A 14,218-nucleotide genomic window follows, 5' to 3' on the forward strand; every position below is an offset into this window, starting at 1 on the left:
TATGGAAACTGAAAACAAAAAAATCTTATTAGTAGAAGACGATCCAAATTTCGGAATCGTTTTAAAAGATTATTTAGCGATGAACGACTATGAAGTTACACACGCTAAAAATGGAATGGAAGGCTTTGAAAAGTTTAAAAAAGACGATTTTGATCTTTGCATTCTAGACGTAATGATGCCGTACAAAGACGGTTTTACACTAGCCAAAGAAATAAGAGAAAAGAACGAAGAAATTCCTATTATTTTCCTTACGGCAAAGGCAATGAAAGAAGACGTGCTAAAAGGCTATAAAGTAGGAGCAGACGATTATCTAAACAAGCCTTTTGATAGCGAAGTGCTTTTAATGAAAATTAAAGCAATAATGCAACGCAAAGCTACAGATAGTATTGCAGATAGTAAGCAATTTGAGTTTAATATTGGTAACTTTCACCTAAACTCTAAACTGCGTTTCTTAACTTTTAAAGATGAAGAACCTGCAAAACTATCGCCAAAAGAAAATGAGTTGTTGCGTTTATTGGCTTTGCACGAAAACGATTTAATGCCAAGAGAATTGGCGCTTACCAAAATCTGGAGAGACGATAACTATTTTACCTCTAGAAGTATGGATGTTTATATTGCCAAACTACGAAAGTACTTGAAAAAAGACGAAAATGTAGAAATTCTAAATATTCACGGAGAAGGATTTAGATTGGTAATAAGAAATAAAGAAGAAGAATAGTAATTTAAAATTATTGTGATTTTTCAGTTTCAAAAACTTTCCACGGCAAAACTATTGTCGTGGAGAGCTTTTTTGAAGTATATAAGCTCTAATTTCAGATATGGGTGTGTTATGAGCAAACCACTTTATCTCCTTATCTTTTCTAAACCAAGTTAACTGCCGCTTGGCAAACCTTCTTGTATTTTTTTTAATTTCTTCTACAGCTTTTTCTAAACTTAATTGCCCGTCAAGATAAAGAAAAAGCTCTTTGTAGCCAACCGTATTTAGCGCATTCCTGTCTCTGTACGCAAACATTTTTTCTGCTTCTTGCAGCAAGCCTTCTGCCATCATTTTATCTACGCGTTGTTCTATGCGCTCATAAATTAATTCTCGTGGAGCGGTTAAGCCTATCTTTACGGAAGAAAAATCACGGGTTGGTTTTGGTTTATTTCTATAATAGGAAAAATTTTTATCTGTGCCACGACAAATTTCTAAAGCACGAATAACCCTTTGCGGATTTTGAAGATCTGCTTTTTCTGAAAATTCCGGATCTTTAACCTTTAGTTCTTCTACTAATTCTTCCAATCCGTTTTCTTCAAAAATTTTATTTAACTCTTTACGGATGTTAGGGGAGACCGGCGGAAAATAATCTAAACCTTTCGTGACGGCGTCTACATAAAGTCCGCTTCCGCCAACTAGAAATATATGCGAATAAGTTTTAAACAAGCGCTCTAACTTCCGTAAAGCATCTTTTTCAAAATTACCAACAGAGTAGTTTTGCTCTACGGAAAGATGCTGAATAAAATGGTGTTTTACTTGCGCCAGTTCCTCTTTACTCGGCACGGCTGTACCAATTTGCATTTCTTTATAAAACTGTCTAGAATCTGCCGAAACTATTTCCGAAGAAAAATGTTTGGCCAGTTTTATTGCAACTGCTGTTTTTCCTATAGCGGTAGGACCAACTACTGGTATTAAAAAATTACTCTTCATTTTCATTATGCAAATCGTATCCGCAATGGTGGCAATATTTTGCTTTGTCTAAATGCTCTTTTTCGTTGCAATTATAACAAGATTGCGTGTTGTTTATTTCGGGATTACTGCGTCTAGAATATTCTGCGCTTACAATACCGGTGGGTACAGCTATAATTCCGTAACCCATAATCATAATTGCACTTGCCAAAAACCTGCCTAAAGGCGTAATGGGGTGAATGTCTCCAAAACCAACGGTGGTTAAGGTTACAATCGTCCAATAAACTCCCATTGGTATGCTGGTAAAACCGCCTTCTTCACCTTCTATAAGATACATCATTGTGCCGGCAATTAAAGACAAGACCATAACGGCAAATAGAAAGACAAGAATTTTTGGACGGCTGTGAGCCAAAGCTTTTTTTAATCTGTTGCCTTCTCCTATATAGCGCGTAATTTTTAAAATTCTGAAAATTCTAAGTAAGCGTAAAGATCTGAAAGTTAATAAAGCCGCACTTCCTGCAAAGAAAAAAGAGAGATAAAGCGGTATAGTAGAAAGAAAATCTATAATACCGTAAAAGCTAAAAATGTATCTTTTGGGGCGCTTAATACAGATAATCCTGGCAATATATTCTAGGGTAAAAAGTATGGTTACAACCCATTCACCATAAAGTAAATACGTGTATACCCAAGGGTCTAGACCTCTTACGCTTTCTAGCATCACGAAAATTACGCTTAAGAAGATAAAGACGAGTAAAACTATATCAAATAGTTTTCCTGCCGGGGTTTCTGCTTCATAAATTACTTCGTGCAGCCGTTCACGCCAAGATAAAGTAGATTTGTTTTTCAATAGATTACAGTTTTAGTAAAAGTACTTAATTTGTAGGAAATTAAAAAAATCTTTAAAATTTGACTATTCTAAGCGGTTTGTTTTTACGCAGGTAATTTTGAATTATATGTTGCGAATCGCGATTACTTTTCATGGGGGTAATTATATTTTTAACCAACTCTATAGTTGCTATTTGATGGTTAAGATTAAAATAGCCCATGCCTTTAAAGTAACCATTTTCTATAAGGAGAACACTTTTTTCGTCATAATCCCGACCTCTATCTATAATGAGCATGTTTTTGTCTTTAAAACTATATTTGTCTATTAAGGCTTGTACGCGTTTATTATAATCGGCAGGAGATTCTTCTTGAATGCAAGCGCCGCTACATTTTTTTATTCCATAATTAAAACACGCCGAAGGGGTTTGGTGCAAGCCACATAATTTTAGACAGAGTTCCAATTCTTCTACCATTTTATGTAGCCAATTTTTTGCCTGGTCAACATTGGTAAAGGTCGTTATAGGCTGCTTTTGGGCATTAGCTTCTGCAATTTTAAGTTGTAGATAACCAGCTTCGTTTTTTTCGTGATAAAGGGCGTAGTTAAAAATATCTTTCCGTAAAGCCCGATTATAGATTGGTTTAATTTTTTTTATCTCTTCGTTTTCTTTCAGTAAAGCTAAAACCTCTACTCCGGTGGCTTCATAAGTAACCGCACTTATTTCTTGCTGAATTTTCTTAGATTTGGGATTGGTATTGGTAAAATGTTGGGTAAGTCTCTTTTTTATATTTTTGCTTTTACCAACGTAAATAACTTCGCCATTATCGTTGTGCATATAATACACGCCGGTAATTGGCGGCAATTCTTCTAAAATACGAATTAACTTAGCGTCTAACTGCGTTTTTGGTTTATTCTTTACGGAGGCTGCAATAATTTCTTTTTGCGAATCTTTTTGTAACAGCAATTTAAACAATTTTACCGTGGCCAAAGCATCGCCACTTGCGCGGTGTCTGTCTGTTATTGGTATACCCAAATTTTTAACCAATTTGCCTAAACTGTAGGATGGCATACCGGGCAATAATTTTTTAGACAATTCTACCGTACAAAGCGATTGCCGCTTATATTCGTAACCTAATCTTTGGTATTCTAAACGCAGAATCCTGTAATCAAATTTGGCGTTATGCGCAATTAGAACACAGTTGTTGGTAATTTCTATAATGCGTTTTGCTAGTTCGTAAAACTTAGGTGCGTTACGAAGCATATCATTATTTATACCGGTTAAACCCACTACAAAAGGTTGTATGGGTCTTTCTGGGTTTACAAGACTTATAAATTGGTCTGTAACTTCTCTTCCGTTGTATTTATATATTGCAATTTCGGTAATACCTTCTTGGTTAAATTTACCGCCCGTTGTTTCTATATCTACTATTGCATACAAAAAATATCCTCCTGTTTAATTATAATTTCTTTCTCCAAAAATTGCACTGCCAATGCGCACCATATTGCTTCCATTTTTTACGGCAATTTGATAATCGCCACTCATACCCATTGACAATATTTCTAATTCTGGGTAAGTTTCGGAAAATTTATCGAAAGTTGTTTTCAAAAAAGCAAACTCTTCGTTTACTTGCTCTTCATTTTCGGTAAAAGTAGCCATTCCCATCAAACCAACAATCTGTACATTTTTCATTTTTTGGTAAGTTTCAGATTTTAAGATTTCTAAAGCTTGCTCGGTCGTCATCCCGTATTTAGAATCTTCTTTGGCAATTTTAATTTGCAGCAGACATTTTATTGTTCGTTCTTCGTTTTTAGCACGTTTGTTAATTTCTTTCAGTAACTTTAATTTATGCACAGCGTGTACCAAACTTACATAAGCTGCCATATATTTTACTTTGTTAGACTGCACGTGGCCCACCATATGCCACTCTATATCTTTGGGAAGTTTTTCCCATTTTTCAGTCATTTCCTGAATTTTATTTTCTCCAAAAATATGTTGTCCTGCATCGTAAGCTTTCTGAATATCTGTAACGGGCTTGGTTTTAGAGATAGCTACGAGTTGCACTTCCTGCGGAAGCGATTCTTTTAATTGCTTAATATTTTTAGCAATGCTAGTCATATTCTTTCCTTGCTTTAATATTCGTATATAGTTATGCCACTTCGTAATTTTGGTTCGATATAGGTGGATTTTGGCGGCATGGTAAGGCCTTCGTTAGCAATTGCTTTCATTTCAGAAACGCTGGCCGGCACCATACCAAAACCAACTTTAAAAGCGCCACTATCTACCAGACCTTTTACATAGGCCATTCCTTTTTTGCCATGGGCATAATCTAATCTTTTGTTTTTGCGAACATCTTTAATTCCTAATATAGGTTCTAAAACTGTCTTATGCAAGACTTGTGCATCTAAATGCGAAAGTGCATTTTCTGCTTTAAAATTAAGCTTTCGTAAATGTAAAGAATAAAAGTCGCCGTCTAAATACATACTAAAATGATGACGTTCTCGTGGCTTATAATAGGTGCTTTTTCTATTCTGAATACGGAAAGAATTGTCTAGCTTAATTAAAAACTCTTCTTTGGTAAGTCCATTTAAATCTTTTACCAATCTGTTAAATTCAAGAATTTTTAAATTGCTTTCCGGAATTATATAACTCATAAAAAAGTTGTAGGGTTCTTTACCGGTATGCTTCGGATTGTTTTTTTGCATTTCTTCGCAAAACTGGTAAGCAGAGGCACTTCTATGATGACCATCTGCAATATACATATGGTCCATCTTATCAAATTCCCGTTTAATTTTTTTTACTGTTTCTTCATCTGCAATTGGCCATAAGTAATGCGTATCTCTATAGGTGGTGGTAAATTCGTACTCTGGTCTTACGCTAGTTGCTTCTTTTATGATATTTTGCAGATCGTTATTGTCGGGATGCGTTAATAAAACAGGTTCCGAATTAAAACCAACAGTTTTCAAAAAGTTTTTAAAATCATTTTCTTTATCTGCTATGGTTTCTTCGTGGCGTTTTATCAAATTGCTTTTATAGCTATGCAAGCTAGTAGCGGCAATAATTCCAGTGAAGACGTGCTCATCGCTATCTTTTAACCTGTAAATATAAAAGCTTGGCTTGTCGTCCTTGATAAAAATATTGTCTTCTCTAAATTCTTGATACCTGTTTTTTACCAATAAATAACGATCCGGGCCAGAAATTTCTTTATGATATTTATATCCGGGATTAACAATATGCAAAAAAGAAAACGGGTTGTTGTCCAACCGTGCTTCCCTTTCTGCCTGGGTATAATGATGGTATGGCCTAGATGATATAAGACCTACCTTATCTCTTGTAGGTCTTACTGCTCGAAAGGGAAGTACTTTTGGCATATATAATTATTATTGAAATTGTGCAGATACTTTTTCTGCTTTTCTACTTTCGCTATAATCGTAAAAACCTTCGCCAGATTTTACGCCTAACTTTCCTGCTTGCACCATATTTACCAATAATGGGCAGGGCGCATATTTTGGATTTTTAAAGCCGTTGTACATTACTTCCAAAATAGAATGACAAACGTCTAAACCAATAAAATCTGCCAGTTGTAATGGTCCCATTGGGTGCGCCATTCCTAATTTCATTACTGTATCTATTTCTTCTACACCTGCAACCCCATTATAAAGCGTTTCTATAGCTTCGTTAATCATTGGCATTAAAATACGGTTGGCTACAAAGCCTGGATAATCGTTTACCTCTGTTGGAGTTTTTTTGAGTTTTTTAGAAAGTTCCATTATCTTATTGGTAATCTCGTCTGATGTGGTGTAGCCACGTATAATTTCTACCAATTTCATAATAGGCACCGGATTCATAAAATGCATACCTATAACTTTTTCTGGTCTTTTGGTTACCGAAGCAATTTTGGTAATGGAAATAGAGCTTGTGTTAGAAGCCAAGATGGTGTCTTCTGAACAAGCTTCATCTAACTGTTTAAAAATTTTAAGCTTTAAATCTTCGTTTTCTGTAGCGGCTTCTACTACCAAATCTACGGTTTTCACGCCTTCTTCTATTGTAGTATAGGTGGAAATGCTGTCTAAGGTTTTGCTTTTATCTTCTTCAGAAATCTTTTCTTTTTTTACCATTCTATCCAAATTTTTGGTAATGGTAGCAATTCCTTTATCGAGGTTTTCTTGTGAAACGTCTATTAAATTAACCTTGTAACCAAATTGGGCGAAGGTATGTGCAATACCATTCCCCATTGTTCCGGCGCCAATTACAGCAATATTTTTCATATTTATCAATTTAAAATTTATAAATTATTCGTCAAAACTTTTTATTACCAATTTAGCTACCCTAAGCGCCTCTGTTGCTTGCTCAAGTGTAACTATTGGCGTAGTATCGTGATTAATAGCATCTGCAAATGTTTCTAATTCTTCTAAAATAGCGTTGTTAGCATTTACATCTGGATTATCAAAATATATTTGTTTTTTTATACCTTCTGCATTTTGCAATATCATATCAAAATCACCGGGATTTTCTGGTGCATCTTTCATTTTTACTACTTCACAGTTTTTCTCTAAGAAATCTACAGAAATATAAGCGTCTCTTTGAAAAAATCTAGCTTTACGCATTTGCTTTAAGGAAATTCTACTAGCAGTAAGGTTAGCAACACAGCCATTTTCAAATTCTATACGAGCGTTTGCAATATCTGGAGTTGCACTAATTACCGAAACCCCGCTGGCATTTACTTTTTTCACCTTAGATTTTACCACGCTCAAAACGGCATCAATATCATGTATCATTAAGTCTAAAACTACGGGAACATCTGTACCACGCGGATTGAACTCTGCCAATCTATGCGCTTCTATAAACATAGGTTGGTCTATTTTTTTGGTTACCGCTTGAAAAGCCGGATTAAAACGCTCTACGTGCCCAACTTGACCTTTAATATTTTTTTCTTTTGCCAATTGGGTTAGTTCTACGGCTTCTTCTACCGTATTGGTAATTGGTTTTTCTATAAAAACATGTTTACCTGCCAGAATGGTTTTTTTAGCAGTTTTAAAGTGCGATAGGGTAGGAGTAACAATGTCTATAACATCTACTTGGTTTATTAACTCATCTAATTCCGCAAAGCGTTTATAGCCAAATTCTTTATTTACAATATTAGCATTTTGATCATCTGGATCGTAAAAACCTATCAAGTTGTACTTGGGAGATTGCTTTAATAATTTTAAATGAATTTTTCCTAAATGACCTGCGCCTAAAACTCCTACTTTTAGCATATTTTGTTCGTTTACCACAAAAATACTATTTCTTTTAAAAACGCTATAAAAATTTGAGCATAATAGTCTGTTAGATTACAAACCTTAACAGATGTTTGCTATAAAAATAGGCGTGCTTATTCTTGCAGGTTTCTAATGCTAACGTAAATACCAACCAAAACGCCAATGGCGATAAACAATCCTAGAATTACGGTGGGATAGGTAAATAAATTTTGCCCAACCAAATCTGCTTGTTGTAGATCTCTTTGTAGAAAATAATTGAAAAGCAATAATCCCAACAAAGCTAGTACCAAAAGGAAACTAAAAATTTTTTTCATAATAATTGCTTTAAACTTGGGAGATAGTTAGTCTATTTCTTTTGGCAAGATACACACTTTTTTAGCTTAATGGAATACAGATGAGCTGTAAAAATTACGTAGGATGCGTAATGCAGTTATTTGATATACAGTGTCTTTATAAGGTATTTTTAGGGGTGTTTTTATACGAAACTACACTTATACTTCATAATATAAATGCAGCATATATTGGTGGCGTTTTGCCCATAGCATAAGGTTATCGCTCTCTAAATCTAATTCTAATTTGGCAATTATATTAGAACGGTGTTTCTGTACCGTACGTACCGAAATTTGAAGTTTCTTAGCAATTTGTTTTGAATTGAGTTCTTGTGCCAAAAGAAGTAAGATATTTTGTTCGCTTTGGCTTAAGAATTTTAAATAATTATACTGTTTTTTAGCGTCTTCTATAAAGCTTGTATTTAGAGTGCTAGAAAGAAAAAATTTATCTTCTAGCATACTTTTTATAGCTTTTTCTATTTCAGCAAAAGGGTCGTCTTTAAGCAGGTAACCGTTAATCTCTAATAGCTTGGCTTTAATATAAAAACTTTTTTCTTTGTGGTAGGTTAAAATTGCATATTTGGTATTATTTAATTCAGATTTAGCCTTTTTTATTACCTCGAAACCATCTAAATAAGGCATTTCTACATCTAAGAAACAAAGCTCCGGTTTATGCTTAATTATTTTTTGGAAAGCATCTAAACCGTTGCTGGCTGTTATAATAGAAGTATAACCGCACTCGTCAAATTCCATTAGTAAACCTCTTAGTAGCATTGGGTGGTCGTCGGCAATTAAAATCTTTTTATCCTTCATTATTCTTACTGAATTTGAGCGCGATTATTGTTCCATTTTGACTGCTTTTAATGTTAAAAGCAGCTTTTAAAATTTTTGCGCGTTGACGTAATGTTTTTAAGCCAAAACTTTTAGAGCTTTTTAATTTTTCTGCAACGTCAAAACCATTTCCGTTGTCATTGTAAATTATTTTAATCTTTTTGTTCTTTTGTTTTATTTTAATTTTTACGGCACTTGCTTGTGCATGCTTTATCGTATTGTGCAAACATTCTTGTAAAAATCTGTAAATATTTAGACTTTGTTTCTCGTTTAAATTTGTTTTTAAATTCATCTGTAAGTCAATGGTAAGCGCAGTAGACTCTTCTGTTTTTCCTACTAGATCTTCTATAGCGTCTACCAAACCAAAACGTTTCAAGCTCGGCGGATAGATATTGCGAGTAATTTCTCTAAGCGAATGTATGCTACCGGAAATTGCTTTGGTTAAAAAATCATCGTTTAGATTTTCTGTGCGTTTTTTTATTAAAATAAGTTCTTGTCCTAAACTATCATGCAAATTTCCTGCAATGGCAAGGCGTTCTTTTTCGCGTTCTTCTAACAATGCTTGAGCAAATAATTCGTGTATGGTCTTTTCTTTTTTAATTTTTTGACGTTTAAAAAAGAAATAGATTAAGCTAATTCCTAAAATACCAAGTAAGCCTATTAACCAATTTAATTTACGTTGATTCAGGTTTTTTAAATCTAAAATCTGAATTTGCGCATTTTTTGTCTTTATAATTTGGTCTTTTTCCTTCGATTCAAATACACTTTGGTAATAGGCCAGACTTTTTAATTTTTTATCGCTTTCTATAGAGTCTTTTAAAATTGAATAACGCTCAAAGTGGGTAAAAGCTGCAATAGGTTGGTTTATATCTTTGTATAATTTACCCAGTTTTTTTTGTGCGTTTACGATAGTTTCATAATCACTTGCTTGTTTTGCTTCTTCTAGTCTTTTATACAATAAATTAATTGCATAGTTGTAACGCTTTTCTACAATAGATTTGTTTATTAATGTCTCTTGCAAATACCCGCGGGTAAACTTGTTCTTGGGGTCGTAATTTTTATAAAAAAGGTCTAAGTATTTTTTAGCTTTTTTTGGGTATTGGTTTTCATAATATTTAGAAGCGAAAACCAAATAAATCACTGGTACGGTAAACTCTACCCGATTCGATTCTTTGGCATACATCAATGCTTTTTCCAGGTTTTCTTCAAAACCTTTAAAATTGTTTTGTTTATATAAATCTATAGATTTGTTTAAAAAAATAGAAGCCAATTGGGCATTGGTGCTATAGTCTAACCTTAAAATTTTTTGGCGTTGGTCTTCCGCTTTAGCGAAAAAATCATATTTGCTAAAAAGCAACGAAAGTTCGTGTTTTGCCGCTACGTAATTAAAGGTGTCTTTACTGGTTTTAAAAAACTTTATAGACTTTTGTAAATCTTTAACCGCTTTTACCAATTCTCCTTTCTTACTATAGGCTGCAGCTCTATATTGGTTGGTTAAGGTTGCCATTCTTTTTTTACCAAGCTTTTCAAAATATCTCTCTGCCTGGTTATAATCTGTAATGGCTTTGTTATTTTGGTTAGAAAAAAAATATGCATCGCCACGATATAAATAAAGCATGGCCTCTTGGTATGGCCAATTTATCGCGTCTTGAAACTCTAAAATAGCATTGGCATACGGAATTCCTTTTTCCGGTTCTCCTGTAATATTGTTATAATAATAAACTATGGAAACTGTTTGATAGGCCGTGCGCGTATACTTTTTTAATTCCAAACCCAATTCTACACATTTGGTAGCAATATTTTCGTAAGAAGCGTCGAAGTTATTATTCTCCGTAAGTATAGCGAGCGTGTCTAGTAGCTTAAAACGTTCTGGAGCGGCAGTGGTTTTTTGCAGTTTCTCTTTAAAAAAACGTATATCTTTTTCTATGTTAGATTGGGCTACACTCCAACCAAAGGAGAAGAGTAATAAACTAAAAGATAAAAAAAATTTGTTTTTTAGCATCGATAAAAATTAGATTATAGCGCTTAAAGAATGCTAAGTTAAAAAATTATCTTAAAATACGCCCTAAATTAACTTATAAATATCTGAGCGTCAAAAGGCTGTAAATCTGTTTAAAGTAAATTTTGTTCGATAAAAAGATTGTTTTTATTTAGCTTTAGGAAGGATGAAAAGCTTTACGTATTTTTGAATTTTAAAAGCTATAGGTTGTGAAAGATACATTTAGACAGCAAGGCAAACGCCAGCTATTGGTAGAGACTATAAAAGAAAAAGGCATACAAGACGAAGCGGTTTTAAATGCAATTGGCGCTATACCAAGACATTTGTTTATGGATAGTAGTTTTGAAGATCACGCCTACCAAGATAAAGCTTTTCCTATTGCGGCAGACCAAACTATTTCGCAACCGTTTACCGTAGCTTTCCAAACCGAATTACTTCAAGTAAAAAAAGGAGAAAAAATACTGGAAGTTGGTACCGGAAGTGGTTACCAAGCTGCGGTTTTATGTGAGCTTGGCGCCAAAGTTTATACCATAGAGCGCCAACAAGAATTGTACAAAAAAACCAAACGCTTTTTAGACGATTTGGGTTACAGAATTAAACACGGCACTTTTGGAGATGGTTATAAAGGCATGCCGGCCTATGCGCCGTTCGATAAAATTGTGGTTACCGCCGGCGCGCCATACGTGCCAAAAGCTTTAATGGCGCAATTAAAAGTGGGCGGCAGAATGGTTATTCCTGTAGGAAAAGAAAACCAAACCATGACCTTATTTATACGTAAATCTGAAAAAGAGTTCGAAAAGAAAAAATTTGGTGCTTTTAGATTTGTGCCGTTGTTAAAAGATAAAAATTAAAAGCTTAAAAATGCACCAAGCATAAACCCATTGTCTTGCCAGCCGTCTTGGTAAGACAAAGCATACTCAAATCTTAGAATCCTAAATTTTCCTATTCCAATATTGCTCAAACCAACCGAATATTCGGAATATGGTTTATCGTTTTGAAGCCATAAAGAATGATTGGACAAGAATAAATTAAAATTTAGCTTATTTATCAGTGGTATCTTGTTTAAAATATAACCCCTAAAATTATGTTCGGCGTGCAATTGGGCATAATTTTCGTTGGTGCTATATTTATAATACGGCATCAAATTAAATTGGTTTACCTGTTCAGATAATTTTAAATGGGTTTGGTTACCTTTAAAATGCTTATAATCTAAAAAAGCACTTTTTTTGGCGTTTGCAAAAGTACCGGCATTTAAGTAATAACGTAGGTTTCCTTTATTTTGTAAGCTTATTTCTTGTTGTAAAGAAGCGCTAAAAAAATTGTAGTTATAGTTTTCTTCACTTGCTGCAAAACCTTTTTTATACTGTAGTAAAAGTTTTGGATAATCTTTGTTTAGGGCGTTGTATTTCCCGTCCGGATAGGTATAATATTCTTGCCCAAAATTTATCTCTGCCCGCAAATTTAATTCTACCAAATTGTGCTTTTTAAAAGAAGCTAAAGTTTCTTCGTTTGGCGCTAACGGATTGTTGGCCGTATATTCTGCTTCGTCTTCTATAATATCTTGGTTATTAAACAACGGTTTTCTCTCTTGGTAAGTCACTTTTCCGTGTAAACGAAAACCGTTAAAAATTTCTTCTTCATAAGCCACTTGAGCAAAAGTACGCTCGTAAATTTTATAATAATTTTTATCAAATAATAACGAGGCTGCAGTACTTACAAAAGCTGTAATTGGCTTTGTGTTATTTATTTGTCGCGTTTCTACGCCACCCCGTAAACTTAATTTTGCTTTACTGAAATTATTAAATTTTCTGCGGAAGCCAAGTGTTCCGCGTAAGCGTTCTTCGGCTAAACCGTAATTTACGCTGCCACCAATTTCCCAAAACCTTTGTTGGTTTTCTTCCCAATTTATAAAGCTTGCATTTAGATCTGCATTCCAACCTTGCACGGTATTAAACCGAATGGTATTAATTGGCGCTTCTACCCGAAATGCTTGCTTTTTAAAGCTGTTTTGATAGCTGTAACCAAAAAGCACATCGGTAAATTTAAACTTATTTCTCTTCCGGTCTACAGAATCTTTGTAGGTTTTAGAATTTCTGATTTCTTGTATGCTGTCTTTACGGATATAATCGTTGCTTTCTTCTTGCGTAAGCGGAATTGGGCGTTTATTTTTCCAAAACACAGAGTCTTTTTTATTGGCATTTTCCGTAAAGTTTAAAATTTCTTTACTGAAACTGTTCGGTTCAAAATTTGGGTTAAAATTATAATCTTTATAAACCGCCAGGAACCTTCCGCTGCCGCTAATACCAAAAATATCCCAAGTAAAATCTACAGTTTGCGAGAGTTTTACCCAGAAATTATATTTTTTAGAAAATGTAAAATTTTGCCGAAAAGTTAGGGTGTTTATCGGCGGAATTTGCGTGGCTTTGCCGGTGGTGCTAAGTTCTATTCCGTAAAGCTCCCAAGAGTCTTCTACAATATAAATATGCCCGGAAAAAACCTTATCGTTTTCGCGTTTGGGAACTACTTTTATTTTATTTATAAGGTGCTTATTGTCATCATAAAAAACGCCTTCTAGGGTATAGGTGTAGTAATTAAAGGCATAATCTGCAATGGGCGAAACCAAATCTGCATTTACCGGAATAACGTTTTTGTAAAAAGAAAAGTTGGCGTCTTTTGCGCTGTTAAGGCTAAAACCATTGTCGTTACCGCTTACTTTAGATGCGATAATGGTTTCGTGAAAATTATTGGGTGCTTTAAATTTAATTTTAGAAGTAGTTTCAGAAAGATAAACTATACCGCTTCTAGTAGAATCTAAACTGCCGCCCAAATCGCCTACTTCCTGGCCTAAGATTTTTTCTGGGGCATTTTCAATTTTCCATAATCCGCGTGAATAGAAATTGGCTTTATAAGCGTCTATTTTTGCCAAGTTTTTTTTGCGGTTGGCAATGGCGTTTTTAATAACGCGGTTTGCCGGATTCTTTTCTGCAGAAACTACTACTTCTTCTAAGCTGGTAGAAGCTTCTTTTAGTTCTACATTTAAAGTTTTGGGAGTGTTTTTAAAATGTACTTTTTTTTCTTTGGTTTGGTAACCCAAATACTGAAAAACCAGTATTTTTTCTCCGTTTTCTTCAAGTTCTAATTCATAAAAACCATTCTGGTTGCTGGTAGTGCCCTTAAAATTTTCTTTAATATAAATATTTACATACGGCAGAGGCTCGCCGTTGGTGTTGGTTACTTTTCCTTTTATTTGCGCATTGGAAAAAGCGGTATAAAGTATAAAAACAAAAATAAAGCTATACCGAAACCACATC

At 34.2% G+C, this 14,218-nt stretch carries 13 protein-coding genes; 2 read left to right on the forward strand and 11 right to left on the reverse strand.

Translation table 11 applies throughout. From position 1 onward, the window contains the following. Position 1 precedes the first annotated feature (1 nt). A complete protein-coding gene (locus FKR84_RS05555; RefSeq protein WP_141421308.1) occupies positions 2-718 on the forward strand; it encodes a response regulator transcription factor in 717 nt (238 codons plus the stop codon). A 51-nt stretch (positions 719-769) separates the two neighbouring features. Here FKR84_RS05555 and miaA read toward each other — a convergent pair whose 3' ends face one another. The 10 genes from miaA to FKR84_RS05605 all read right to left on the reverse strand — a co-directional run bounded on the left by miaA (position 770) and on the right by FKR84_RS05605 (position 10,910). Beyond that, complete coding sequence (gene miaA / locus FKR84_RS05560; protein WP_141421309.1) at positions 770-1,687, reverse strand: tRNA (adenosine(37)-N6)-dimethylallyltransferase MiaA; 918 nt, start codon at positions 1,685-1,687, stop codon at positions 770-772. Further along, on the reverse strand, positions 1,677-2,513 hold the full coding sequence (locus FKR84_RS05565) for an ion transporter (protein ID WP_141421310.1): 837 nt from the start codon (positions 2,511-2,513) through the stop codon (positions 1,677-1,679). The genes miaA and FKR84_RS05565 overlap by 11 nt, the downstream gene beginning before the upstream one ends. 52 nt (positions 2,514-2,565) lie before the next feature. Further along, a complete protein-coding gene (locus FKR84_RS05570; protein WP_141421311.1) occupies positions 2,566-3,927 on the reverse strand; it encodes an exonuclease domain-containing protein in 1,362 nt (453 codons plus the stop codon). A gap of 15 nt (positions 3,928-3,942) precedes the next feature. Beyond that, entirely contained in the window at positions 3,943-4,605 is a 663-nt protein-coding gene (locus FKR84_RS05575) for a YggS family pyridoxal phosphate-dependent enzyme (protein WP_141421312.1), read from the reverse strand. Positions 4,606-4,619: 14 nt separating this feature from the next. Further along, positions 4,620-5,858: a DUF1015 domain-containing protein gene (locus tag FKR84_RS05580; RefSeq protein WP_141421313.1), complete on the reverse strand. Its 1,239-nt coding sequence runs from the start codon at positions 5,856-5,858 to the stop codon at positions 4,620-4,622. Positions 5,859-5,867: 9 nt separating this feature from the next. Continuing rightward, positions 5,868-6,755, reverse strand: coding sequence for a 3-hydroxyacyl-CoA dehydrogenase family protein (locus FKR84_RS05585; RefSeq protein WP_141421314.1), 888 nt, complete (start codon positions 6,753-6,755; stop codon positions 5,868-5,870). A gap of 24 nt (positions 6,756-6,779) precedes the next feature. Continuing rightward, the gene (locus FKR84_RS05590) at positions 6,780-7,745 is read right to left on the reverse strand and encodes a Gfo/Idh/MocA family protein (RefSeq protein WP_141421315.1); all 966 of its coding nucleotides are present in this window, start codon (positions 7,743-7,745) and stop codon (positions 6,780-6,782) included. 116 nt (positions 7,746-7,861) lie between these two features. Next, on the reverse strand, positions 7,862-8,062 hold the full coding sequence (locus FKR84_RS05595; RefSeq protein WP_141421316.1) for a hypothetical protein: 201 nt from the start codon (positions 8,060-8,062) through the stop codon (positions 7,862-7,864). 177 nt (positions 8,063-8,239) lie between these two features. Beyond that, the gene (locus tag FKR84_RS05600) at positions 8,240-8,890 is read right to left on the reverse strand and encodes a response regulator (RefSeq protein WP_141421317.1); all 651 of its coding nucleotides are present in this window, start codon (positions 8,888-8,890) and stop codon (positions 8,240-8,242) included. Further along, positions 8,880-10,910 carry a tetratricopeptide repeat-containing sensor histidine kinase gene (locus tag FKR84_RS05605; protein ID WP_141421318.1) on the reverse strand — a complete coding sequence of 677 codons (2,031 nt, stop codon included), beginning with the start codon at positions 10,908-10,910 and terminating at the stop codon, positions 8,880-8,882. Before FKR84_RS05605 ends, FKR84_RS05600 begins: the two co-directional genes overlap by 11 nt. Before the next feature lie 206 nt (positions 10,911-11,116). On the opposite strand from FKR84_RS05605, the gene FKR84_RS05610 reads away from it, so the two are divergent. Next, positions 11,117-11,758, forward strand: coding sequence for a protein-L-isoaspartate(D-aspartate) O-methyltransferase (locus FKR84_RS05610; RefSeq protein WP_141421319.1), 642 nt, complete (start codon positions 11,117-11,119; stop codon positions 11,756-11,758). Here the strand turns inward: FKR84_RS05610 and FKR84_RS05615 are convergent. Beyond that, a complete protein-coding gene (locus FKR84_RS05615; protein WP_141421320.1) occupies positions 11,755-14,217 on the reverse strand; it encodes a DUF5686 and carboxypeptidase regulatory-like domain-containing protein in 2,463 nt (820 codons plus the stop codon). The genes FKR84_RS05610 and FKR84_RS05615 overlap by 4 nt on opposite strands. Position 14,218 lies beyond the last annotated feature (1 nt).

This window comes from Haloflavibacter putidus (assembly GCF_006546625.1).
In the GTDB taxonomy this organism is placed as follows: Bacteria; Bacteroidota; Bacteroidia; order Flavobacteriales; family Flavobacteriaceae; genus Mesonia; species Mesonia putida.